General features: G+C 43.2%; 19 protein-coding genes. 11 read left to right on the plus strand and 8 right to left on the minus strand.

Annotated features, from left to right (window positions below; translation table 11 throughout):
* The first annotated feature begins 270 nt into the window (after nucleotides 1–270).
* Nucleotides 271–1,863, plus strand: coding sequence for a S8 family peptidase (locus AC3CIA_RS06880; RefSeq protein ID WP_488518754.1), 1,593 nt, complete (start codon nucleotides 271–273; stop codon nucleotides 1,861–1,863).
* Between the two features lie 99 nt (nucleotides 1,864–1,962).
* On the opposite strand, the gene AC3CIA_RS06885 is transcribed toward AC3CIA_RS06880, so the two are convergent.
* Both AC3CIA_RS06885 and AC3CIA_RS06890 read right to left on the minus strand, forming a co-directional pair.
* Nucleotides 1,963–3,294, minus strand: a complete 1,332-nt coding sequence (locus tag AC3CIA_RS06885; RefSeq protein WP_488518170.1) for an IS4 family transposase — start codon at nucleotides 3,292–3,294, stop codon at nucleotides 1,963–1,965.
* Between the two features lie 181 nt (nucleotides 3,295–3,475).
* Nucleotides 3,476–4,369, minus strand: a complete 894-nt coding sequence (locus AC3CIA_RS06890; protein ID WP_488518755.1) for a LysR family transcriptional regulator — start codon at nucleotides 4,367–4,369, stop codon at nucleotides 3,476–3,478.
* 176 nt (nucleotides 4,370–4,545) lie between these two features.
* On the opposite strand from AC3CIA_RS06890, the gene AC3CIA_RS06895 reads away from it, so the two are divergent.
* From AC3CIA_RS06895 to AC3CIA_RS06905, 3 genes are all read left to right on the plus strand, one after another.
* Nucleotides 4,546–5,448: a Vmh family MBL fold metallo-hydrolase gene (locus AC3CIA_RS06895; RefSeq protein ID WP_488518756.1), complete on the plus strand. Its 903-nt coding sequence runs from the start codon at nucleotides 4,546–4,548 to the stop codon at nucleotides 5,446–5,448.
* A gap of 297 nt (nucleotides 5,449–5,745) precedes the next feature.
* Nucleotides 5,746–6,561, plus strand: a complete 816-nt coding sequence (locus tag AC3CIA_RS06900) for a TauD/TfdA dioxygenase family protein (protein ID WP_488518757.1) — start codon at nucleotides 5,746–5,748, stop codon at nucleotides 6,559–6,561.
* 254 nt (nucleotides 6,562–6,815) lie between these two features.
* Nucleotides 6,816–8,864, plus strand: a complete 2,049-nt coding sequence (locus AC3CIA_RS06905) for an ATP-binding response regulator (protein WP_488518758.1) — start codon at nucleotides 6,816–6,818, stop codon at nucleotides 8,862–8,864.
* A 187-nt stretch (nucleotides 8,865–9,051) separates the two neighbouring features.
* On the opposite strand, the gene cqsA is transcribed toward AC3CIA_RS06905, so the two are convergent.
* Nucleotides 9,052–10,233: an alpha-hydroxyketone-type quorum-sensing autoinducer synthase gene (gene cqsA, locus AC3CIA_RS06910; protein ID WP_237290575.1), complete on the minus strand. Its 1,182-nt coding sequence runs from the start codon at nucleotides 10,231–10,233 to the stop codon at nucleotides 9,052–9,054.
* A gap of 316 nt (nucleotides 10,234–10,549) precedes the next feature.
* The gene (locus AC3CIA_RS06915; protein ID WP_171312587.1) at nucleotides 10,550–11,932 is read right to left on the minus strand and encodes an aminotransferase-like domain-containing protein; all 1,383 of its coding nucleotides are present in this window, start codon (nucleotides 11,930–11,932) and stop codon (nucleotides 10,550–10,552) included.
* A 103-nt stretch (nucleotides 11,933–12,035) separates the two neighbouring features.
* Between AC3CIA_RS06915 and AC3CIA_RS06920 the strand changes: the two genes are divergently transcribed.
* Nucleotides 12,036–12,950 carry an EamA family transporter gene (locus AC3CIA_RS06920; protein WP_428786727.1) on the plus strand — a complete coding sequence of 305 codons (915 nt, stop codon included), beginning with the start codon at nucleotides 12,036–12,038 and terminating at the stop codon, nucleotides 12,948–12,950.
* 263 nt (nucleotides 12,951–13,213) lie between these two features.
* Nucleotides 13,214–14,086 (plus strand): aspartoacylase, encoded by an 873-nt coding sequence (locus AC3CIA_RS06925; protein ID WP_488518759.1) that lies wholly within the window; start codon nucleotides 13,214–13,216, stop codon nucleotides 14,084–14,086.
* Between the two features lie 97 nt (nucleotides 14,087–14,183).
* On the opposite strand, the gene AC3CIA_RS06930 is transcribed toward AC3CIA_RS06925, so the two are convergent.
* The 4 genes from AC3CIA_RS06930 to AC3CIA_RS06945 form a co-directional block, all read right to left on the minus strand.
* The gene (locus tag AC3CIA_RS06930) at nucleotides 14,184–15,191 is read right to left on the minus strand and encodes a CobW family GTP-binding protein (protein ID WP_065205394.1); all 1,008 of its coding nucleotides are present in this window, start codon (nucleotides 15,189–15,191) and stop codon (nucleotides 14,184–14,186) included.
* Nucleotides 15,181–15,741, minus strand: a complete 561-nt coding sequence (locus tag AC3CIA_RS06935; RefSeq protein ID WP_065205393.1) for an LbetaH domain-containing protein — start codon at nucleotides 15,739–15,741, stop codon at nucleotides 15,181–15,183. The genes AC3CIA_RS06930 and AC3CIA_RS06935 overlap by 11 nt, the downstream gene beginning before the upstream one ends.
* A 62-nt stretch (nucleotides 15,742–15,803) precedes the next feature.
* The gene (locus tag AC3CIA_RS06940; protein ID WP_065205392.1) at nucleotides 15,804–16,259 is read right to left on the minus strand and encodes a Fur family transcriptional regulator; all 456 of its coding nucleotides are present in this window, start codon (nucleotides 16,257–16,259) and stop codon (nucleotides 15,804–15,806) included.
* Between the two features lie 194 nt (nucleotides 16,260–16,453).
* Entirely contained in the window at nucleotides 16,454–17,212 is a 759-nt protein-coding gene (locus AC3CIA_RS06945) for a helix-turn-helix domain-containing protein (protein WP_488518760.1), read from the minus strand.
* Nucleotides 17,213–17,340: 128 nt separating this feature from the next.
* Between AC3CIA_RS06945 and AC3CIA_RS06950 the strand changes: the two genes are divergently transcribed.
* From AC3CIA_RS06950 to AC3CIA_RS06970, 5 genes are all read left to right on the plus strand, one after another.
* Entirely contained in the window at nucleotides 17,341–18,072 is a 732-nt protein-coding gene (locus AC3CIA_RS06950) for an SDR family NAD(P)-dependent oxidoreductase (protein ID WP_488518761.1), read from the plus strand.
* 523 nt (nucleotides 18,073–18,595) lie between these two features.
* Complete coding sequence (gene ihfA, locus AC3CIA_RS06955; RefSeq protein WP_004734853.1) at nucleotides 18,596–18,892, plus strand: integration host factor subunit alpha; 297 nt, start codon at nucleotides 18,596–18,598, stop codon at nucleotides 18,890–18,892.
* A gap of 458 nt (nucleotides 18,893–19,350) precedes the next feature.
* Complete coding sequence (locus AC3CIA_RS06960; protein WP_065205653.1) at nucleotides 19,351–19,842, plus strand: hypothetical protein; 492 nt, start codon at nucleotides 19,351–19,353, stop codon at nucleotides 19,840–19,842.
* Nucleotides 19,843–19,881: 39 nt separating this feature from the next.
* Nucleotides 19,882–20,547, plus strand: a complete 666-nt coding sequence (locus AC3CIA_RS06965; RefSeq protein WP_171314576.1) for a Rossmann-fold NAD(P)-binding domain-containing protein — start codon at nucleotides 19,882–19,884, stop codon at nucleotides 20,545–20,547.
* A 133-nt stretch (nucleotides 20,548–20,680) separates the two neighbouring features.
* Nucleotides 20,681–21,547 (plus strand): DUF302 domain-containing protein, encoded by an 867-nt coding sequence (locus AC3CIA_RS06970; RefSeq protein WP_488518762.1) that lies wholly within the window; start codon nucleotides 20,681–20,683, stop codon nucleotides 21,545–21,547.
* Nucleotides 21,548–21,671 lie beyond the last annotated feature (124 nt).

Here is a 21,671-nt window from a genome sequence, read left to right on the forward strand (position 1 = left end):
ATTTTTATCCATGCATTCAACTTTTATTGAAATTAGAGCTTTTGATCAAATTATATAAATTGCGCTTGCATAAGCTTTACAAAATAATTTGTCCCAACTCGAATTTCCTAGTGAGATGAATATAAATTAATAAGCAACCTCATTGGTATTGTCTTAGGTTGAATTTGTAACACTGTTGCTTCACGTATTGAGCGTATAACGCTAGCTGTCTGCATTTTCGTGTTTGTCGTAGGTAACAACCAACAAACCTAAAATATCAAGGAACAAGCTATGTTAAAGAAAGTATTAAGTTGTTGTATTGCAGCCACATTTGGTATTTATTCTGCATCAAGTTTGGCTCAAGGTTCGGCTTTAAATTCGACTGAAAACTTACAACAACCTATTGCTCCACTGATGTTGGCTTCATCAGATGATGCGATCACCGATCGTTATATTATTGTATTGAAACAACCGCAGATGCTAATGAATGACGCGGCTGGATTACAGCAGTTCACTCAACAAACAGTAGGCCAGATGGCCAATTCGTTTTCAATCAAAACAGACGATGTTTTTGATAGTTCCATTATTGGCTTTGTGGCAAATCTAGACGCACTTCAATTAAAGCAACTCAGACGTGATTCTCGGGTGGAATACATCGAACAAGACCAAATACTCAGTATCGATCCTGTTGTTTCAAATGAAGTCGTTCAAAGCAATGCGATTTGGGGGCTAGACCGAATAGATCAGAGAAGTCTTCCTTTGGACCGAAACTATAATGCCAATTTTGATGGCTCTGGCGTCACAGCATACGTGATTGATACGGGAGTTAATAACAACCATGAGGAATTCGGCGGGCGCTCGGTTTCTGGCTATGATTTCGTAGATAATGATGCTGATTCGAGTGACTGTAATGGGCATGGTACCCACGTTGCAGGAACGATTGGCGGCAGCCAGTATGGTGTGGCTAAAAACGTCAATATTGTTGGGGTAAGAGTACTTAGCTGTTCGGGTTCAGGAACCACATCTGGAGTGATATCTGGTGTGGATTGGGTAGCACAAAATGCATCAGGGCCTTCGGTCGCCAACATGAGTTTAGGTGGAGGTCAATCCACTGCATTAGATAGCGCGGTGCAAGGCGCGATTCAATCTGGAGTGAGCTTTATGTTGGCGGCAGGTAACTCAAATGCCGATGCATGTAATACATCACCAGCTCGCGTACCAAGTGGTGTGACGGTTGGCTCAACGACCAGCTCTGATTCGCGCTCAAGCTTTTCGAACTGGGGCAGTTGTGTTGATCTATTCGCACCTGGGTCTCAAATTAAGTCTGCTTGGTATGATGGCGGCTATAAAACGATTAGCGGAACTTCCATGGCGACGCCACATGTTGCCGGCGTTGCAGCCTTGTACTTACAAGAAAACAACGGCTTAACTCCGCTTCAGCTTGCAGGGTTACTGAACTCAAGAGCCTCGGAGAATAAGGTTTCTGACACAAGAGGCACCACCAATAAACTGCTATATAGCTTGGCAGATAGTGGTTGTGAGCCGGATTGCGGTGGTCCAACACCTGGACCGGATCCAGATGGAAAACTAGTCTCTGGCGTGCCGGTTAATGGACTGAATGGCAGCCGAGGACAAAAGGACTACTTCTACATGGACTTAGAACAGGGCCAACAGCTGACAGTGGTGACCATTGGTGGCACAGGTGACGCGGATCTGTATCTACGTTTCGGAGATAAACCAACGCTTAGTACGTGGGACTGCCGACCTTACCGATCGGGCAACAGCGAGAATTGTACGGTGAATGTCACCCAAAGCGGCAGATACCACGTTATGTTGAATGCATACTCGGCTTACAGTGGTTTGACGCTCCAAGCAAACTTTTAAATTTAGGTTTGAATCACAGCTTAAGAAAGCCAAGTTACTCACTAGTTTAGTCAGTTCAAAAGACTGATAGCTAAAGCCCACCTTGCTGTGTAATGCCAGTCAGTTAAGCTGACTGGCATTTTTTCTATTCGTTGCATATTTCTTAGGTTTCAGTTTCACCCAACGAGGATAACTTCTATCTTCTCTTCGAGGTGGTAGGATAAACATCGATATTTGCTGTAGTAGTACTTCATAGTGTTTGGGTAGTTTCCCAGGACTCGTTAAAGGTAAAGCTGCAAAGTATTGAGTCACAGCCATGGCACTACTCGTAAAGCTTAATTGATTCGGCCAGACGCTATCTAACTTGCTCGCTGCCTTTGTCATAACCTGCCTTATAAGGTTATAGGCTAACAAAATCCCCCAGAGCTCCTGTTTGACCATATCTGGGCGCTTACTTCGCAATGTATACTCACTATCAAGCAAGGTTTGCTTCATTTCCCTATAACCTAATTCGATTTCCCAACGGTAGCGATAGAGCTCTACAATGTCTTCACCAGGAAAGTGCAACCCATCACGCATTGATGTAAGCACCTGATATTTCTTTCCTTTGATAATTTTCGACACTAACCGTGCTTCTATTATCTCAGGGAGGTCACTGAATTTCTTTCTTGCTTGAGGTGTCGTTTTTATAGCAACGATAGCGTCACTCTGGCTATATTTATGAACGACTTCATACTGAAAGTCCTTTCTCACAGGGAGCATCCAATGTCTTTCTTGGCCTACTTTATTCCAGCGATTAAGTAGCCCTAGAGAGTAATATCCTTTGTCAAAAATAGTCAGAGAATGATCGGGGGTTTGTTCAATGAGTTCTTCTGCAAGGCGCATTTCGTTGGTTCGATAGTCAGAGAATGCACTATCGATTATCTGATGACTCGTAAGCTCCATCAGACAAACCATACGTACCTTAGGGTAAATATTTTCAGCTGATTGATTGCGCTGTGCTTTAAACTCTTGATGATTTTCAGGTGTATCTGTCGTTCTCCAAACGACACCATCGACGGATAGAAGGTTTAGTCCACACCAAGTTTCGAAGTTAGACGATTGATAGCTATGCGCTGCCATCTTCTTAAAGACTTGCTTAACACCTTCTTCGCCCAATCTCTGTCTCGCCTGAACAACAGCGCTTGGGGCAACAAAACGTTGTTTGTCTGGCAGGACAATATCGAGTTGATTAGCTATATCCCAAACAGATTGTTGTCGAAAAAGACTCATTCCTACAACGGACCAAAGTACAGCCTCTAAAGGTAAACGCCTTCTTCTCACCGTTGCGACCCCCGCTTGTTCGAAGCCTTGCTGAATAAGGTCTGGGCTAAGAATGTCAGAATATCTATCAAAGTGATGAAAGGTGTTACATGATCGAAAAGTATTCGCAAGTTGGCTTTCTAAAGACATAAAAAATCCGATATTAGTTTCCTAATATCGGATTTTGAAGCCTTTTGAGGATCGGTCAAATGATCTCACAAATTTCTTAACTGATCGGCATTACACCTTGCTGTGGGCTTTATTTTTGAGTCCTAATGCAATTCTTACTACTGTGTCGCCGTGTTATTTATGAGGACGTTGAGTTGCCACGTTACCAGCTCATAGACTGTTCCATCTCGTTAGATAGGTGATCGATAAAGGCTCTTAACAACGGTGTAATTTGTTTGCGCGTTCCATAAACCGCGTGTACGTCCAGCGTTTTCGGTTTCCATTCAGAGAGAAGAGGAACCAATAGCCCGTTTTCAATTAAGCCTTCCACCGAAGGAAAGGGCAGTAAGCAGATACCGTTGCCTTTGAGTGTTGCAGAAAGCAGAACTTCAGATGTATTCGCACTGATGTTCCCTTTAATCGGTACAGATTCCAATCCATTAGGGCCATTAAACGTCCACGCGGTTTTACCAAAGTAACTGAATGACAGACAGTTGTGGTGCGCTAAATCTTGTGCGTTTGATGGCGTACCTTTCTCTTTTAGATATTGAGGAGATGTGCAAATCACCGAGCGACATTCACCTAGCTGCTTCGCGACAATATTCGGTGTCAGTTCGTTGGTAATGCGAATTGCCAAATCGATGCGTGATTCAACAAGGTTTACGGTTTGATCAGTAGAAACGATATCAATTGAGACCTCTGGCCATTTAGCGATGAAGCGACCGATCACGTCCATCAAGAAGCTATCGACAATAGAGTAGCTTGCGGTAATACGCAGTTGACCTTTTAAGTGTTCGCGGCTTTGGTTTCGAATACCCGCTAACGACGCTTCAAGGGCAAGCAGTTCTCTTGCGACTTCTAGTGTTTCTTTCCCTGCACTGGTTAAGCTCAAGCTTCGAGTGGTTCTATGAAGCAAGCGTGTGTCCATCCAGCTTTCGAGTTCCCCCAAATAGCGAGTGACTTTGGTTCGAGATAGCTCAAGGTGCTCTGCTGCTGCACTCAAACTGCCACGTTCAACGATGGTGACAAAGACGTTCATTGCCTCGAGTTTATCCATGGTTCTAATTACCCAACGATTTTCGAATCTAATAGTTACCGGAAAATTAGTATATGTCCGAAAATCGCAATAGTGAAAGTTAATTTGATGTCTATTTTATCTAAATCCAATCAAATAAGATGTTTGCACACTCAATGAGTTGGCAGGCGTTCAGCTCTTAATAACGGAATAAAGCTATGAAAAAGTTATCTAAAATCCTTCTATCGAGAACCGCGCTTTTAGGAACGATGAGCCTAGGAGCAATGTTGGCAGCATCGAGTGTTGTCTCTGCTGCTGAACTAAACATCACTCATTACAATCCGGGTGAAAACGCGATATTCCCCGCAAGCTCTGTGTTGGTAGCTGGAGAAAAAGAAGTGATTTTGTTTGATGCGCAATTTAGCGTCGCAGATGGGCAAAAGCTGGTGGATCAAATCAAAGCGACTGGCAAAGAGTTGTCGATGGTTTACATCAGCAGCGGCGACCCAGATTTCTACTTTGGCTTAGAACCGATTGTTGCGGCATTTCCAAACGTTGAGGTCGTTGCCAGTGAAGCGATCGTTACTCACATCAAGCGTACTAAAGATGCAAAGCTAGAGTACTGGGGGCCAATCTTAGAAGATAACGCACCATCTAAAGTCATTGTCCCAACCGTTCTTAATGACACCACGTTGAACCTCGAAGGTGAAACCATCGAGGTGAGAGAAATTAACACGCATCAAGCGTACCTGTGGGTGCCGTCTGAGAAAACAGTGTTTGGTGGTGTGTCGGTTTATAGTGGCGTACATGTATGGATGGCAGATACCGCATCAAAAGATATTCGTAGCCAGTGGTCACAATCATTAGAGCGCCTGAAAGCACTTGAGCCAGAGGTTGTAATTCCGGGTCACTATTTAGGTGAAATGCCAACAGGTGCTAACGGCGTTCAATTTACGATGGATTACGTGGCAGATATTGAAAAGGCACTGGTAAGTATAAGCAATCCAACGTCTGTTGATATCAGTGATTACATGAAGAAAGCATACCCACAATTTAAGGCAACAGAAGGCGACCTAGAACTGGGTGCCAAAGTGCTAAGTGGTGAGATGGAGTGGCACTAAGTTCATTCTCTCGGTTGTGTCTCAGAAAAGCTTGAAGATTGTGTGCTAGATTTAAGTTGATACACAACTGGAGATATCGATGATCTGGCTTTCGGTGAAAGTACTACAGATTGGACTTGTCTATGGATACAGGAAGTATCAAAAAACGAAAAGAGCTCCAGCTTAGGGGCTCTTTTTTTGTTTTCCAAGTAAAGCCATTTTATGTTGAGTAGGATTGAAAGAAATGGCGTATTTGTCCGGTTTACTAGTCAGTATCTAAATTGACTCTGAAATGTCACATCATCAATAAGCGAATTTATGTTGAAAATAGACCCCATTACTCCTCACATCGGTGCTCGTATCCATGGAGTCGATCTCGCCACATGCCGTGCGAATGAACTCGACGAGGTTTACCAGGCGCTTGTAACCCATCAAGTGATTTTTCTGGATGATCAAACCCTTTCGCCCGAACAGCATTTGATGATTGCAGAGCGATTTGGGGTGCTCGAACCGGCGCATCCGTTTTTTCCTCGCGTCGAACATGTACCTCAGGTGAGCGTGATAGAAACAACTCGTGGAAATGCTCCGATGGAAAGCTATTGGCATACGGATTTAACGTGGCGTAGCCTGCCATCTAAAGCTTCTTTGTTGCATGCTCAACATATTCCAAGCGTCGGTGGAGACACTATCTGGTGCTCTATGACCGCTGTATTTGATTCATTAGATGAAAGTATGAAAGCAAAACTGAGGGGCTTATCGGCGACTCATTCGCTGGTGGCTTTTGAAGGTATAGAGTCGGATCAGATTGAGCTTGATTGGCATAAGTCGTTAATCAAAACGGCTCAAGAAAATCCCCCAGTGATTCACTCGGTTGTTCAAGTTCCCCCTGAAACGGGTAAAGAGACGCTCTATATCAATGAACAGTTTACTCGTTATATCAATGAGCTCGACCGACAAGAGAGTGATGTTTTACTTAACCAACTGTTCGAAATTGCACGCCGCCCTGAATTTCAAGTTCGTTTCAAATGGGACAAGGGAGCAATGGCTATTTGGGATAACAGGGTAACGCAGCATTACGCGGTGATTGATTACGGCGATACCCCAAGAAAGATGCATCGCGTTACAGTGACATAATGGTAAGTAAGAGGGGTAATTGGTGTAAGCGCTAGCGGACAAACCTTAGGAACTCAGGTTTAGTGTCTGAATTAAAGTATAAAACTGAGACTTCATTCATCTAAGTCATAATTAAAACAAAAGCGTTGATACATATTTGATTGAAACCTCACTGATCGGAGGTGATTTGTAATATAATCGACGCCAAAATATAAGAATAAAAATCAAACCATAGAATTAGTAAACGTTAGGGCTTAGAGAATAAAGAATTTCGTATGAACGCTATTCGTAAAGTTTATCAGTACGCAGAACCAAACCTTACTCTCGTGGGTTGGATGGGCTTTGTCGGCTTCCCAATTTACTACATAGTGTGGGAGTTCTTGTTCCCTCAACCTTATGAAAACTTAATGCTGCGCTTGTTTTGCTCAGTGTTGTTTTTCGGCATTATCTATCGCAATAGTGTCCCATTTGAATGGCGAAAATACCTTCCGGTTTATTATCAAGTCGCCGTAACCCTCTGCTTGCCGTTTTTCTTCTTCTACATGTTACTAATGAATAATTGGTCCAATGTTTGGGTTATGTCATTCATGTCTGCCATTTTCCTCCATATTTTATTAGTGCACGTGACGAGAGTGATGTTTGCACAAACCTTTGCCGGTATTGGGATGGCGATCTTGTGCGCTTGGATTGCACAAGGCTTCTACCTAGAACTCACAATGGATTGGACGCATGTGCCAATCTTTTTGTTTATCTACTTATTTGGTAACTTGTTCTACTTCCGCAATCAGATGGAACACGAGAATAAGGTGTCGTTGGCGAAATCTTTTGGAGCCGGTATCGCGCACGAGATGCGAAACCCCCTGAGCGGTTTGTTGACCTCTATTGATGTTATGCAGTCCATATTGCCGAACCCTAAAAGTGGTGATCACAAAGGGCAATATGCTTTAAGCAACGAAGAAGTCATACAGTTACGTGAAGTGGGCGATGAAGCGATGGAGATCATTCACTCAGGTAACGAGACGATTGACCTGTTACTGACTTCAATTGATGAAAACCGAGTATCTCGATCTACCTTCAAGAAGCATTCAGCTCAAGCGGTGATTGAGGGTGCGATAGACAGCTTTAACTACAAGCGTTCAGCCGATAAATCAGCAATCTCTTTAGACGTACAGAGTAACTTTGATTTCTTGGGTAGCGACACTCTGTTGAAGTACGTGATGTATAACTTGTTCAAGAACGCATTCCACCATCGCAGCCCTGAAGATTTTCATATTCATGTCACCATGTGTAGTGATGAAGTGGCCAATCAAATAATGGTTACCGATAACGGGTCAGGCATCTCAAATGATGTGATTCGGCGCATTTTCCAGGACTTTTATACTACTGGCCAATCGGGTAATTACGGCTTAGGTTTGCCATTTTGTCAGAAGGTAATGCGCTCGTTTGGTGGTGAAATTAAATGTCAGTCTGAAGTGGACCAATGGACACAGTTCACGATGACTTTTCCATCTTTGTCTTCCCATTCGGTGAAAGAAATCAAGAATGAACTGACTAAACTTAAGACTGTGCTAATGGTGAGTGACCAGAAAGTTCTCACCAATAAAATGACTGAGGTAGCACGTTTTATGGGGGTTGATCTCACGGTGTTGGATGTAGCATCAGCGCTTAAAAAGAAGGAATACCAGTTCGAATTCGATTTGATATTCGTTGACATGGAGAGCTTGGATTTAAGAGCAAGTTGCCTCGATAGAATTGAATCTTTACTTTCATTCACTGAAGCTCGAATCATCTATTTGTATGAACGTCACCCAATTAAACGTGTCCGAAACGTTGCTTTTGAACCTATTTGGGTGGAAACACAAGTTTGGTTACTGAATACCAAGGCGACCATCGAACGCTTACTTTTCGACTCCAACTATGTGATGCCATCAGTTTCTGTAAAACCGTTAGAGGCTACCAATAAGCGCACGATTATGGTGGTCGATGATAACGAATCTCTGCGCCGATTTACCGCAATGTTATTGGAAAAGCAGGGTTTTGATGTCGTGCAGAAAGAAGATGGGCAACAAGCCTTAGACGCGTTGGACAGCGATGATATTGATTTAATTCTGATGGATATCGAGATGCCAATCATGGACGGTGTTGAAGCTTCTCGTCGAATTCGAAGCGCTAACAAAGCATACTCTTCAGTGCCAATTATTGCTCACACGGGTGACAGTTCTCCTGTGACATTGGAAAAAATGGAATCATCAGGCATGTCAGATTTTATCGTCAAACCGGCAGATAAAAACCGCCTGTTCGATAAGATTGCTCACTGGATTTAGTGAATGCCATAGGTTGAAGCACACGACCATTTTGTCAGCGAACAAAGACACAAGATAGAGCTCAGCTATTCGCTGGGCTCTTTTTGTATCGCGACATGATAGCGTCCATTCAGTCTTGCCGTTTATATTGATTATCGGAAGGGGTCTTATCTTTCAAAGAATCCTGTTGTGTGAATTGCCCTTACAATCACACGAACTCTAATTCCGGATGATTGTACGCTTCATGACAAACCGTGAGCACATGGTCAATATCTCTTGGTGTCATGTCGGCATTGACCGAAAAGCGGATGATGTTTTTGTTCTTGCCCGTCGCGGGGCGGCAGAAAACCGCACCGAATACATCACGTTCTTCGAGGAAATCACGAACACGCTCGGTGTTTGTTTCACTACCACACTCTAGTGCCACGATTTGAGACTCGCTGCGGATGTTAAAACCAATCCGTTTGAGGCCAGTAGTAAGCGATTTAGCGCTTTTGAATAAGGCTTCTCGTTTGTCTTCTGAACCTTTTATTACCTCTAATGTTTTCTCTAAACGAACCACCTCTTGTGGTAACACGGTCGAGCTGAAAATAGCTGGATACGCGACAAAAGGTAAGGTTTCTGAAAGCTGCTTTGGCCCAAGGATAGCACCTGCACGATAGGCAAAGGTTTTAGCCAAGCTAACGGTAATAAAGTCGACTTGGTTAGTGAGGCCCAATGCGTGAACTAAGCCAGCACCATTTTCTCCATGCGTACCCAGTGAATGCGATTCATCAACGACAACGGCACAATCAAACTCTTGCGCCATTTCGTAGATGTCGCGTAGTGGGGCGATGGTGCCGATTGTGCTGTAAATCGAATCGACCACAATAACGCCTGAGCCGTGGCGCTCTAGCTGTTTGCGCAGGTGATTCATATTGTTATGCATAAATGGATGGGCTTTTGCACCAGCCGCGCGAATACCTTCCCACAGCGACATGTGTGCAAAAAAGTCGATATACACAGGCGTAGCTGGCGGACAGATAGTTTGAAGTAACCCAATGTTGGCCGCCCAGCCAGATTGAGAAAGCAAACAACTTTCCATACCCACATAGCTTGCGAGTTCGGTTTCAAACGCAGGTTTAGACTCTTCATCTTGTAGGAAAATGGCCGACATCACCACGTTGTCATCGTTTTCACTGATCGCCGCTTGGTGAGCTTGTTGGATCTGCTTGTTGTGCGACAGGGCTAGGTAATCATTGCTCTGCATGACAACGGCGTTGCACGGTGGACGTTTACCCAACACCAAGTGTTTCTGACTTTGGTTCTGGGTAATCAGGTCTTGAATATAGAAGTTCAAGCGTTCTTCAATAAAGGAAGGTAATGGTTTTTTTTTGGTTTTATCACTCATAATAGTTCTCTTCAAATACAGGATAACGCCAGCGCTGACGGTTGTATATTGACGATTAAAAGTGAGGTGTCATTGGCCAAGTTGCATAATTTTGTGCGTGCTTGCAAACTCAGTATTTAAGGGTTTTGAGGCGAGTGAATTTCCTTACGGTTCGGGGCTTTAACCTAGTTTAGATGGGAATAATAGCCTTCTTTTTTATGATAAAAGGCTATTAAAATTCGGTGCTCGAATGGCTATGAAAAGGTCGATTATGAAAAGCTACGGTGTGCTAGCTTTGTTTATTAACTAGCACGTATTACCTATGAATTAGCACGTATTACCTATGAATGTGAATCAGTTCTATTAAGTCGTCTAATTGTTGCTTGGCTTTCCCCTCTAACGAGTAACCAATATTGATGCGTAAGCAATTGCTGTAAAGGTCGAGAGTGCTGAACAGGTGTCCAAGTCTGATATCAATGTTCTGGTCGGCAACTGCCTGAGCAAAGGTTGATTGGTTCAAGTTGGGTATTTGTAACCAAAGCACCATGCCACCTTGTGGGTTACTTATCTTCACATCTTGAGGAAGATGCTGAGCCAAATAGCTTAGATATTGCTGGCGTAATGAAAGGATTTGAGCACACCTTCTTCGAATGTGTTTAGCGTATTGGCCTGATTCGATAAAGTCAGCAACCGCAAGCTGAGTGGGCAGGGCAACGCCATAACTCGCAGCAGAAAACTGAGCCTTGTACTCGTCTATGTACCTTCCTGGCAAGCACCAGCCTAAACGATAACTTGGCGACAGGCTTTTCGATACTGAACCACACCACAGCACGTACCCACCTTTGTCATAGTATTTTGCAGGTAGTGGTGTGTGTGAAGAATATGAGAGCTCTAGATACACATCGTCTTCAATGATTGGTACTCGATAGTGATTCGCCAATTCAGCCAGTTTTTGTTTTTGACTGGCCGACATATTGATCCCTTGAGGATTCATATGTGAGGTACAGAAGATAGCGGCATCCACACGCTTGTTTTTCAGATGTGTTTCCAACTGTTGTAGGTCGACACCATCATCCAAAGACGGGATCTCAATGATCTGGCGTGACATCTTGCCAAGCAACTCCAGAATACCGTTGAAACATGGCGAGTTAATAGCGATGGTGTCACCTTCTTTGGTACACGACTCAAGAGCAGCCTTAATCGCAGACATACAGCCAGCCGTAATCACCATCTCTTCAGGTGAAAAGTGCACATCGAGCTTGGCAAAGTGAGTGGATAATGCCTGTCGTAACATTGGCTCACCTTGTGCATCTGGGTAATGGTTTAGCCTGTTGCTCATACGCCTAATAGCGCGGCGAAAACTGCGTTCCAGTTCAACGATCGACTGTTCATCATTGGCGGTACTCGAAACCCCTAAAGGTCCATTGATTGAGTTGTGAGTCGATGAGGTTTGCCTAACGCTGGACACTTTACTTTCAAACTGTGCCCATTCCGGTGTGGAGTGAGCAGGTTTATGAAGAGAAACAAAATATCCCGCTTGCGGTCGAGAATGGATCCAGCCTTGTGATTCTAATTCTTGGTAGCAGCTCACCACGGTCGACATGCTGATCGCCTGTTGCTTGGCCAATTGACGAAGCGAAGGCATACGTCCGCCTTCCGGTCTTTTGCCTGTTTCTATTTCATCGATAAATTGATTGGCTAGCTTTCTGTAGATGCTCATTGTCACGACCGTTATTAACTGTACTGGTTTTTATTATTAAAATTGTATCTGTACTGGTTTTATTGTTCAAGGGATACTCATTCAAAACAAAGGAGGGGTGAGTATGAAAAGAAATGATTTGTTGTTAGCGGTATTCGTTATGGCAATTTGGGGATTCAATTTCTCGATGATCAAAATGGGTGTGACCAACGTTCATCCATTATTGGCCACTGCAGCACGTTTTTCGCTAGCGGTGATTCCGGTGATATTTTTTGTGGCGAGACCTAATGTCGCTTGGCGCTACTTAGTCAGTTATGGCTTTGTGTTCGGTGTGGGAATTTGGGGTATGGCTTCATGGTCTATTACTGCGGGTTTGTCTTCGGGGCTTTCATCGGTCTTGCTTTCAACCAACGTATTAATTGGCATGGCGGTTGGCGTCTGGGTGTTCAAGGAGAGTGCTTCCGTTCGTAAGTTTATGGGTGCGATGCTAGCCATGTGTGCGTTAGCGGTGTTGGTTTCCGCAGCAACAGGCAACGTGACACTCAATGGTGTCATCTTGATTATGATAGCGGCATGCAGCTGGACCTTGATGGGCGTGATTGTTAAGGCATCTAAAACCACTCAGGCTTTTGCATTTAATGTGTGGGGGATGCTGTTTGCTCCGGTGCCACTGGTGTTATTTGCCGTGATGTTACACGGTGACCAAATTATCTGGCAGGGTATTGAACAATGGGATTGGAACACGACGATTGCGGTGCTGTTTCAGGCTTATCCAACCACGCTATTTGGTTATTGGGTGTGGAATAAGTTATTAATACAATACCCGTTAAGCACGACCGCGCCGTTAACCTTGCTGGTGCCAATATTCGCGTTGATAAGTGGTTACTTTATGTATGACGAAGTACTATCAGTCGCCCAAGTTGTTGCATCGGTGCTGTTCTTAGTCGGGATTGGCTTAATCGTAAAACCTGCGAAGACACCGAGCGTTAAAACATCAGATAGCGCAGAAGATAATGGAAAGCTTGTTAAGCAGTCGTGATTTGATTCGCTGCAAAGAAGCATGATGTAGATTAATCATCGAAACTACAGTGTTGAATAAAAACGAAGGCCTCGCAATTGCGGGGCCTTTGTGTGTATGTTTCACAATGAGTTATCGTTTCCATATTGAATTTTTGTGTCTACTTAGGACTATCTAGTGCCTGATTACGAAGTGTTCTGGAGAAATGAACTCATTGTTGTTATGTTATATTGTAACAATAAAGCAAGGGTGACTTGCACTTTCGATATTTGGAAATCAATGACATGGACAACATTAATCAAGTCTTACTGGTTGCTGGAACACACGGTAACGAGCTCTCAGGAATCTATTTAAACAAACTCATCAAAGAGCGTTTGTATGCCGCCGATCGTTCAACGTTTTCGACTACTTCTGTTATCGCAAATCCTAAAGCGGTAGAGCAGAACGTTCGATATGTTGATACCGACCTAAATCGTCAGTTTTCTAATGCTAACAACGACGATACTTCAGGTTTAGCTGAGTACACAGTCGCACGACAGTTTATAGATAGACACGCAAGCAAAGAGCAGCAATTGATCGTGGATTTGCACAACACGACCAGCAATATGGGAGCGACATTAATCTTGCTTTCCAATGATGCTTTCTACCAAAAAATGGGCGCTTACGTGAAACAGCGAATGCCGGAAGCCAATATTCTGTTTGAAGATAGAAAGCCTTGGGATGAGCAGCCTTACCTTTGCACAACAGGCAAGTGTGGTGTGATGATTGAAGTTGGCGCTCAGGCACATGGCTCACTTAAGTTCGATACTCTCAAACTGATGAAGCAGATGCTGACCATGGTTCTTGATTATGTTGAGAAGCACAACCTCAACCAAGTACAAGCCTTAGAAGATTACGATGCCTTTTTCTATGTTGAAGAGGTGAATGTTCCGCTTGGTCCTGATGGTATGCGAGTCGCTACAGTACACCCAGCGATTTGTGGTAGAGATTTCGAGGTAGTGAAACAAGGGGAGCCGTTGTTAGCGACTTTCTTTGGTTATGATATCTATTGGGAGCGCGAACAAGACATCTATCCACATTTCATCAATGAGAGTGCTTACGCTAAAGCCAATATTGCTATGGCACTTGCCGAGAAGCGATTGGTCTCAGTGAACTAGCGTTTTGAACCTATAACGGATTGGTTAAAAAGCCCTATGAGTGTATCAATTCATAGGGCTTTGATTTTAAAGAGGGGGAAGGGTTAACCCGTTCTGGCTAAATCTGACACGCTAACAATTGGTTTTCGAGGTCACTGTCGATGCTATAACCAATAACTTCTATTCTGGTTTCATTGCACTCATCTAACTCACACTCTGTTAGACCATCTTCCGTTAGGTTGTAACCAAAGATGCCGCTTTGAGTGATGAATACCGCTTTCATTCGTTCAGCTTTGAGTCCAACTAATACCTTAAGCAATTGCTGACGGTCGAACAGTTTGTCAGCCGCGAATCGCCAACCAATACTTTCAAATCCTTCACCTTGGTTGCTCGCCTTTATCATGCCGCTTTCTGGCATCGGTAATTCTGAAGCGAGTGGCTTGTCTTCCTTATGATGATGGTGATGATGGTGCCCATGAGCTTGATGATGGTAAAAGCTGGTGTTTCCATCAAACTCGTCTGAAGGGATCTTACCGTGATGAGCAAATATTAGCTTGGTGTCTGGGTGACAAACCTGTGCGACGTACTCAGCCAGTTTTTCTGCATCGCCACTTTTGTAGAGATCGACTTTATTACCCACGATGGTGTCGGCAATGGTGATTTGTTGATTGAAGGTATCGTGTTCAGAATAGCGTGTGTCAGAAAGCTTGCGGGCATCAACCAAAGTAATGTTTTTCTGCAGTGACAACACTTTACGATAGTGCTCTGAAGACAAGACTTCTAGTACTTCTTTAGGGTGACCAAGCCCGGTTGGCTCGATCAATAAGCGATCAGGTTTTGCTTCAGACAACAGTTGATTCAGCGCGATCTGCATCGGTAAACCTGCCGCGCAGCACATACAGCCGCCAGGTACTTCACGAATAAACACTTGTTGTTTGCTGTCGTTCCCTTGGATCAAACTGCCATCAACGCCAATTTCTCCAAATTCGTTCACCAAAATAGCCCAGTTTTCATCTGCGGGCTTGTTCTTCATTAGGTTGAGAATCGCAGTGGTCTTACCCACGCCGAGAAAGCCAGTAATAATGTTGGTTGGAATACCTAAGATAGGTGTTTTATCAGAGCTCATTGGCAATTCTCCGATAACCTTGCACAAGGGTATGGTTTGCCGAAACAACTGACTCTGAAAACGCAGAATACTCAGGTGGGACTTTGGAGATATTGTTCAAATCAAACCCTGAGCCGATGTTGGTCATTGGTGGTACGTGGAAGCTTTCAGGTAAGTCGTGCCCGTCTACCACACAGTTGTGGCGAATTACGCAGCCTTTGCCAATTACCGCATTAAAGACTACTGAGTTGAAGCCAATAAATACGTCGTCACAGACCTCGCAAGGGCCATGAATAATCGAGCGATGGGCGATGGATGAGCGTTCACCAATAGTGACGGCAGCACCGGCTTTTGAGTGAATAACCACACCGTCTTGAATATTGGTATCACGCTTAATCACGATGGCTTCCATATCGCCTTGTTCATTGACTTCGTCAGCACGAATCACGGCGTAAGGGCCAATGAACACGTTATCTTCAATGATGACCTTGCCACATATGATGGCCGTTGGGTCAATGAAAGCGGTCTCCGATACTTCTGGCATATGGCCGTTTGGGTTTCTTCTTAACATATTGAGCTCTTTTATTTTTTCGTAATGCCACTGGGCATACCACCATTGATGGCGCTGGGCATTTATGTATCGACGCATTCATCGCACACGCAACTGATCTCTAGTTGAGGCGTGACCACGGTAAAACCTTCCTGTTTTGCATGGGATTGAAGCCCGTGAATCATGGCAGGGTCGATGGTTTGCTCGCTGATTTTGTCGCACTTTGAGCAAATTAAAAATTGAGGGATACCATGCTCATGTTCGCAAAGGATATGGTCGCAGAGGATGTATTTGTTGGAGACTTTAAGTTTGTGCGCTAAGTGATGCTCTTCAAGAAACTCCAACACTCGATAAACCGACATCGCTTGAACATGTTGGTCAAAATGCTCTTTACAATAATCAACGAGTTCATACGCAGACAACGCTTTGTCGGTGTGAACCAATGCCCGCAATATCAATCGTCTTTTTGCCGTAAATTGTTGGCCATTGGCTTTGCAGCCTTGTTTTACGTGCTCAATGATCGCTTCAATGTCTCTCATTCAATCTACATAATTAATGATAGTATTGATATGTTATAACATATCAAGTTGAGGTGTGAAACGTACTTTTTCTTTGTGGTGTCGAGGATAAATACTCAGGGTGATGAATATTAGTTTTGGCTGAGGTAGGTAATGAAAAGACTCGCCAAGCAATCATGGCGAGGGTTTACGGAATAATGAGCATGCTGAAATTTTTAAACCAAATTTACTGGCGCTTTGAGTGTTGGGTGGAAAATACCCTTGGCGCCCATGTCGACAATGGCATAGTCGTTGACTCCTTCAGTCATTCGGTTATGCGACTGACTAATCTTTAGTGTTTTTAACATTAACTCCTCAAGCTTAGCGTTATATTCTTTAAATTCGTCTTCGGTCAGCCTAAGCCTGGCAGTAATAAAGTAAGCCTGTTTGTTACGTGCATCTATATATTGCACGGACTGTTTTAATGCATCTATGACTTGGTTTTTGAAGGTAACGCTAAATTGCGCTTGTTCAGAGAAAGCTGTATTTGTAGGCACAATGACGTTGAATTTTAAGCCAGATAACATCGTTATTAGTTTTAACTGTTCAAGTTTCCTGAGGTAGATATGCAGTGATGGTTCGTTTAAATCATAACTGGCCATTAACTGTTGAGCGTTTGCTCCTTCATTTACAATATCTTGGAAAATAGTAAATAACGGCGGCTCTTTACAGAAGGCTGCATCTTGCTCATCCGTAAATAGTGATACCGAGGCTAATGCTTCTTCTGCTTCTGTGATAATGGCTGATAGAGGGAGCTGAATTAATTCACATATCTTTTGTAACTTCAAAATAGAGAGCGATTGATGGCCGTTCAGCAATCGTTTAATGCTTATTTCGGAAAATTCTGTGAATTCTGAAACTTCTTTATAAGAGATCCCCGCCTTTTTTAAATGGCGTTTGATTGTTGTGCAAATTTCGTCGTCAAGTGCGTCCATTACTCTATACCATCGCTATTTCATACACCTAAGGTAGCATAAAGTGTCACTTTTGTTATTACCTTTGAAATGTAAGCGATCTTTTTTGATACTTCCTTTCGGTAGTCAATACTATTTGAGAGGATACGATGAATTTAAGGTTAGGGAATATCAATGTTGTTGTCACTGGAGGTTCTAGTGGAATTGGGGCGAAAATAGTTGAAGGCTTTGCTAACGAAGGGGCGAAGGTTTGGTTCTGTGGCCGTTCTCAACATCGGATAGATAAGCTGCTTAAACAACTTGGAAAAGCGTCAAAGCAAGTTGTCGGAAAAGTGGTCGATGTCCATGATTTGGCACAAATGAAAGCTTGGATCGAGTCAATTCCGAATATCGATATTTTTGTTCCCAATGTAAGTGCACTCTCTGATGAATGGGAAGATGTTCTGCAAAAAGACATGGCAGCCACGCAACAGGGCATTGCGTTAGTTTTACCTAAATTGCTTGAGTCGCGTTGCGCAGCAATCACCTATATTGGGTCGAAAGCGAGTGGATATACAGTTTGTAACGCCAATGCTTATGGAGCAGGGAAGGCCGCGCTTGCCCATTACATGAAATCCTTGTCTTTGACCTACGTTCGTAAGGTGAGAGTCAATACTGTTTCGCCTGGAGACACATATATTGCTGATGGTTTATGGGGGCGGTGTAAGCGTGAAGAGCCGGACACTTTCCAGAAAGTTATCGATAGAAATCCAATGGGTCGCTTAGCTACCCCTGAAGAAGTAGCCAACGTGGTGACCTTTATTTCTAGTCCTGCTGCGAGTTTTGTTTCTGGGGCAAACTGGTACGTAGATGGAGCATCGACCAGCCATGTTCAATACTAGCTGTATCGGCTAGGTTGTTTATGCAAAGGTGAGCTTTATTATGTTAACTTCTAAACAAGTGACTCCGTAGGAAGCGTAACTCAGTAAGGTTTTATTCAGGCTAATTCGAATTAAATGCTGAAATGATACAAATCTCATATTTAATAACGCTTATTTAATAACCTCTGTTGAGTCCGATATCAAATCAAGTCGCTGATTTTATTGGGTATAGGATAAAAGTCTCAAAAATTATCATTTAGGTCTCTAAAGTATTAAATTCTATTTTTAGTTAACTAATAGGCATGTTGTTCTATTTGATGGTGGTTAAGTAGATGTTTTTTAGCCATATATGTGAATTTACAAGCGACTTATCTTTCTGATTTGAAAGAATAATTAAATAGTTGAGATAAAAAAGTTGGCGAAAATCAGAAGCTTGGCATACACTTTCCTTGTAAACGACCTTATCTCATTGATTGAATAGGGTAAATGCTTTGGCGCTACTGGCGATGGTAGCAATGTATAACATAGCTTTGAGGAAAGTTTTATGGCACTCACTAAAGCCGATTTGGCTGAGAACCTGTTTGAAACACTCGGATACAGCAAGCGGGATGCCAAGGAAACGGTTGAAGTGTTTTTCGAAGAAGTTCGTAAGGCACTTGAAAATGGCGAACAGGTAAAACTGTCTGGTTTTGGTAACTTTGATCTTCGTGAGAAAAACGAGCGACCTGGTCGTAACCCGAAAACTGGTGAAGACATTCCAATTTCTGCTCGACGTGTTGTTACTTTTAGACCGGGACAAAAATTAAAGGCCCGAGTCGAGAATATTAAAATCGAGAAGTAGCCAAGCAATAGACCACGCCTAGCGTGGTCTTTTTGTATCTATCCCAAGGAAAAACACCCATTCAATCTCTAACGGCTTTAAGCTTCCAAATTCCAAATTCCAAATTCCAAATTCCAAATTCCAAACCCAATCCTAGATTCACCATTCACCATCATTATGCCCATCTCTTAAGATTCGTTGATTTCACGGTTGGTTCTCAATCCCACAGCTTAAGACTGATGTATTTCCGAGCCTGTCATAACTTTATCTGCACCATATACTTTTAAAGTTCACCCAATTGTCTAGTTTGCTTCTTATGCTTGTACTAGGAACTCAGTGTAAACAGATACAAAAAACACTAGACCGATCGGTTTGTTTTGTTTGTTGTGTCATCAATACAGAGTGAAAGGGTGGCTGAAAGTCAGAAAATTTCTGCACAGAGCCTTTCAAACAGGCAGTTCAAAGAGAGAATCGCATCTATGACACTAGCATTGGAAAGTTATCTATTCATTGGGTTTTCAATGGCGCTATTGAGTCTTTGGAAAACGTATTCAGGGCCTGCTCTGGCAGCGCTCATGTCATATTCATACCCTGAAATGCTATTATTTAATCTACTTCCCGCATTGCTGGCAGCTTATGTTGGGTGGAAGGTTGCGCCAGTTTATTCGAGCATTTTTAATCGCCACAAAACCGTTGCTTTTAAGCCCAAGCTGAGACGCTTTATGAAGCGATGGAATAAATATGGTCAACTTACGATGGCTGTTTTAGCCCCTGTTCTGGTGGGAATTCCAAGCTACACCTTTGTTTCGAAGCGGCTTAATCAAGATTGGAGAAAGACGTTCGCCATGCTGACGTTGTCGATCTTAGGTTGGAGTGGTTTGGCTTATGGCTGTTTCTTGTTACTCGATGTTGAGCAGTACATTGCCATCGAAAGCATCATACCTAACGCAATGCTTGAAGAAATTGAATAGTACACAGTAAGTGTTAATCGACTAAATGGTGAAACTAATATGAACAAATCAATAATTATTGCTGGTGCGAGTGGCCTAGTCGGTAAAGAAACGCTTGCTGCACTGCTTAAAAGTGATGAGGTAAATCGCGTTTATGCATTGTCTCGACATCGATTGGTTGTTGAAGGTTCTAAGTTGACTCAAGTGATTGACGAAGCGCTGTCAGTCTCTCCAGACATCACAATGGATCAACCGCCTGAGATTGGCATCATTGCTTTGGGTAGCACGATTAAGAAAGCTGGCACGAAAGAAAAACTGCGCGAAATTGATGTCCATTTAGTCACAGCTACCGCTGAGAAAATGCAGCAGCTTGGCGTAGGTCACATCATTGTTGTGTCATGCCTTGGAGCGGATATTAACGCTCGTTCCCATTACCTTCGTTGCAAAGGTGAAATGGAAGCAAAGGTCGAATCTCTGGGTTTTGAACAAACGACTTTTTTACATCCCGGGCCTTTAGCGGGCGACCGTGATGAGAAAAGAACGGATGAAAAATTTCTGCAAGGTTTATTGAAAATTGTTAAGCCGCTAATGATCGGCAATCTAAGTAAATATGTCCCGATTGAGTCGTCTGTTATTGCTCAAAGCATTTTGACGATATCGATGATGCCCCATTCCAATCAGGTTGAAAGATTGAACTCGGTTGCGATGAATCAGCTCATTTCTTAGCGTGAATCTGCGTCCACTCTACTGATACTGATACTGATACTGATACTGATACTGATACTGATACTGATACTGATACTGTATAGGTATAGGCATAGCTTTGTTGGGCATGTGATTAAAAATTAAGAGGTTATCAATGAAAAATCGTTCTTTAATGATGTTGCTGGCGTTACCTTTGATGGGATGTGAGTCAACAGTTGATCCCATTGCTTATGTCTCTGAGCTACAAGCCGTCGATCAGAATGCTTTGACCGTCGAAGCTAATGCCCAAGGGCAAAATTTGGATCATGTGCTGACTATCGACCATTCTCGTTTAGCGGAACAAGCAGGAGAGTATTTGGCTCCAAGTCGTGTGGATTTCTACACCAATGACGCTCTTAATACCGCATTATTAAAACGCAACCCGGAAGTAGGACTCGATCTGCCTTTTCGAGTTTTAAACTACATGGAAGGCGGGATTCAAAAAACGGTCTACACAGACGCGGAGTTTATTCGAAAAAGACATGGGATCACAGATGACGCCACGCTTACACAATACCAACTACAGGTTGAACAGCTTGTTCTTGGGCTAGATAATGCTTCTGCAGTTAATAGTGCCACCTTAGAGCAAGGGTATGGCATTGAAGCGCTTGAATCTGATTATGACTTTGAGACGACGTTAAAGAACATTAAGCGAGATGTTCTTGAACAAGATGACACGGTTTGGTTTATGAATTGGGACTACAAGGCTCGGGCCGAATCGATTGGACAATCGATTCCTAAAGCAACTTTGTTGGTGTTTGGAGGGCCAGCTCCTGGCGCGACCGCGATGACTGATTTTCCTAGCATTGGTTTAGATGCTTTTGGTCAAAAGGTTCTTGTTATCGAGCAAGAAGGCAAGGTTATTGTGCTCTATAACGACATTGTCGATATGTCGGAACTGCATTACGGCGATGACGCAATATCTCACAAGATCATTAACTTTCGATTAAGCAAAACCCTTGGCGGAGCAGTATCGAAGTAGGGGGTGTTTTTACTAGAAGCGCTATTTGTTTACTAGAAGCGCTATTTGTTTGCTAAGCGGTTTCAGTAAGTCTGTATATCTATATCTATATCTATATCTATATCTATATCTATATCTATATCTA

This window comes from Vibrio sp. QJM3NY_27 (assembly GCF_057785955.1).

Bases quoted from the DNA above. Each gene is read 5' to 3' on its own strand.
- AC3CIA_RS06880 (WP_488518754.1), top strand. From the start codon at position 271: ATGTTAAAGAAAGTATTAAGTTGTTGTATTGCAGCCACATTTGGTATT.
- AC3CIA_RS06885 (WP_488518170.1), bottom strand. From the start codon at position 3,294: ATGTCTTTAGAAAGCCAACTTGCGAATACTTTTCGATCATGTAACACC.
- AC3CIA_RS06890 (WP_488518755.1), bottom strand. From the start codon at position 4,369: ATGGATAAACTCGAGGCAATGAACGTCTTTGTCACCATCGTTGAACGT.
- AC3CIA_RS06895 (WP_488518756.1), top strand. From the start codon at position 4,546: ATGAAAAAGTTATCTAAAATCCTTCTATCGAGAACCGCGCTTTTAGGA.
- AC3CIA_RS06900 (WP_488518757.1), top strand. From the start codon at position 5,746: ATGTTGAAAATAGACCCCATTACTCCTCACATCGGTGCTCGTATCCAT.
- AC3CIA_RS06905 (WP_488518758.1), top strand. From the start codon at position 6,816: ATGAACGCTATTCGTAAAGTTTATCAGTACGCAGAACCAAACCTTACT.
- cqsA (WP_237290575.1), bottom strand. From the start codon at position 10,233: ATGAGTGATAAAACCAAAAAAAAACCATTACCTTCCTTTATTGAAGAA.
- AC3CIA_RS06915 (WP_171312587.1), bottom strand. From the start codon at position 11,932: ATGAGCATCTACAGAAAGCTAGCCAATCAATTTATCGATGAAATAGAA.
- AC3CIA_RS06920 (WP_428786727.1), top strand. From the start codon at position 12,036: ATGAAAAGAAATGATTTGTTGTTAGCGGTATTCGTTATGGCAATTTGG.
- AC3CIA_RS06925 (WP_488518759.1), top strand. From the start codon at position 13,214: ATGGACAACATTAATCAAGTCTTACTGGTTGCTGGAACACACGGTAAC.
- AC3CIA_RS06930 (WP_065205394.1), bottom strand. From the start codon at position 15,191: ATGAGCTCTGATAAAACACCTATCTTAGGTATTCCAACCAACATTATT.
- AC3CIA_RS06935 (WP_065205393.1), bottom strand. From the start codon at position 15,741: ATGTTAAGAAGAAACCCAAACGGCCATATGCCAGAAGTATCGGAGACC.
- AC3CIA_RS06940 (WP_065205392.1), bottom strand. From the start codon at position 16,259: ATGAGAGACATTGAAGCGATCATTGAGCACGTAAAACAAGGCTGCAAA.
- AC3CIA_RS06945 (WP_488518760.1), bottom strand. From the start codon at position 17,212: ATGGACGCACTTGACGACGAAATTTGCACAACAATCAAACGCCATTTA.
- AC3CIA_RS06950 (WP_488518761.1), top strand. From the start codon at position 17,341: ATGAATTTAAGGTTAGGGAATATCAATGTTGTTGTCACTGGAGGTTCT.
- ihfA (WP_004734853.1), top strand. From the start codon at position 18,596: ATGGCACTCACTAAAGCCGATTTGGCTGAGAACCTGTTTGAAACACTC.
- AC3CIA_RS06960 (WP_065205653.1), top strand. From the start codon at position 19,351: ATGACACTAGCATTGGAAAGTTATCTATTCATTGGGTTTTCAATGGCG.
- AC3CIA_RS06965 (WP_171314576.1), top strand. From the start codon at position 19,882: ATGAACAAATCAATAATTATTGCTGGTGCGAGTGGCCTAGTCGGTAAA.
- AC3CIA_RS06970 (WP_488518762.1), top strand. From the start codon at position 20,681: ATGAAAAATCGTTCTTTAATGATGTTGCTGGCGTTACCTTTGATGGGA.